This window comes from Enterobacter sp. 342 (assembly GCF_036663495.1).
Taxonomy (GTDB): Bacteria; Pseudomonadota; Gammaproteobacteria; order Enterobacterales; family Enterobacteriaceae; genus Enterobacter.
On record NZ_JAWUEI010000100.1, the window covers coordinates 1 to 1536 of the forward strand.

At 44.9% G+C, this 1536-nt stretch carries 3 protein-coding genes; all 3 read right to left on the reverse strand.

Annotated elements, in window-relative coordinates; translation table 11 throughout:
- Nucleotides 1-180 precede the first annotated feature (180 nt).
- The 3 genes from V6E55_RS25380 to tolA all read right to left on the reverse strand — a co-directional run bounded on the left by V6E55_RS25380 (nucleotide 181) and on the right by tolA (nucleotide 1479).
- The gene (locus V6E55_RS25380) at nucleotides 181-663 is read right to left on the reverse strand and encodes a GNAT family N-acetyltransferase (RefSeq protein WP_003026803.1); all 483 of its coding nucleotides are present in this window, start codon (nucleotides 661-663) and stop codon (nucleotides 181-183) included.
- Nucleotides 651-917, reverse strand: a complete 267-nt coding sequence (locus V6E55_RS25385; RefSeq protein ID WP_003026799.1) for a type II toxin-antitoxin system TacA family antitoxin — start codon at nucleotides 915-917, stop codon at nucleotides 651-653. The genes V6E55_RS25380 and V6E55_RS25385 overlap by 13 nt, the downstream gene beginning before the upstream one ends.
- Before the next feature lie 244 nt (nucleotides 918-1161).
- Complete coding sequence (tolA, locus tag V6E55_RS25390) at nucleotides 1162-1479, reverse strand: cell envelope integrity protein TolA (RefSeq protein ID WP_224440782.1); 318 nt, start codon at nucleotides 1477-1479, stop codon at nucleotides 1162-1164.
- Nucleotides 1480-1536: the final 57 nt, after the last annotated feature.

Sequence of the window (1536 nt, forward strand, 5' to 3'; positions counted from 1 at the left end):
TGCTGAGCAAAATGAAGGCTTAGCGTACACGACGCGTGTGAATTGTGCTGAGACGACAATAACGCTTTGTGCTGACAATCTTGGTGCGCATAACAAAGATTATGTTAAATATTAAAACAAATAACATAAAAATCAATATGTTAAGAAGGTAACCAGCTACTTTCCCATTCCAGCAACCAGTCATGGAAGCTTTAGAAACAGAGTCCTCTCATGAGTTTGTGATGCCTTAAATCCATGGTGAGCATAGAAACCTTTGGCTTCTTCAGTAAGCGCATGAACCATTATCGCACGAACCCCAATGTTCTCAGCTACGCGATAACACCGTAGCACTGCATCGTGGAGTAAATCGGCGCCAACCCCTTTTCCGTGCAATGAGACATCTACCGCCAGGCGAGCGAGTATAATCACCGGTATAGGATCTGGCATGTTACGCCGAAGACTACCTGTCGCTTCCGTATGGTTAACGCTACCGGTGGCCAAAGAGTAAAAACCAGCTACTTGCTTCGTACCCGTCTTGCAAACAACGAACGTTCGGGCAGCGCCAAGAGCTTGATTTTTTAAACCTCTCTGTTTTAGCCATTCATCGAGGACTGTCTCTCCACTGACGAACTCAGCCAGCTGATGAGAGCTGGATAACGGCTCGGGCGTGGTTATACGTCCCACTGAGGTTTCCTTGCCAGTAGTTTATTAATGGCGGGCTCATCCTCGACTGGTGCATCGAGCATATCGATGAACTCTGCATACTGTTCGTCGTTAAAATTGAAAACACGGCGATCAAGGATCACATTCTCCGCAGCCTTGCAGGCCATCTCCAGGATAAAGTCGGTTCGCGATTTATGAAGGATCTCTGCAGCAGCATCGATGAGTGCTCTCTGAGACTCTTTAGCTCTTAGGTTGAGTTGAACATCTGATTTCATACACACCTCTCTTGTATAGCAATTGATATACAAGAATAACACAACACGAACGTATAGCAAATGCTATACACTTCAAAGTACCGATAATGCGTTTTATGTTAAATATCAGTCAATTACATTGAGATCGCAAAGCTTGCAGCGACATATCAGTGTCGCTGCAACAACCCGACCTTTGCGATGAAAAAACGGATTACGGATAGATCACAATAGGGCATTTCCTCAATAACCACCTCAAACTTCATTTCTATAGTCTGAAATCAAGAGCGGCATTTTTGACCCTCTGATATGTTTCGTTATCTGGTGCGGCGGGTATTTTCGCTCGTGTAATCGCTGAAATGGCTGCTTTACACAATTTTGCATCACCCTCTTTTGCTGTCGCACTGTTCACTGAACCATCAGGCTGAAGATAGATACGAATAGAGCAGGTTTTTCCTTTATACGCATCGGGTTCGTACATTTCGGCAACAATGGCATTCCGTATTTGTGCTGCATATACGACTATTTTTGAATGCTCCGGGGGAAATGTTGGAGACCCTAGGTTACCTAAGGAAGGTGCGAACAAGTTCCTGATATGAGATCATCATATTCATCCGGAGCGCATCCCAGAGGGACATCATGA

Bases quoted from the DNA above. Each gene is read 5' to 3' on its own strand.
- V6E55_RS25385 (WP_003026799.1), bottom strand. From the start codon at position 917: ATGAAATCAGATGTTCAACTCAACCTAAGAGCTAAAGAGTCTCAGAGA.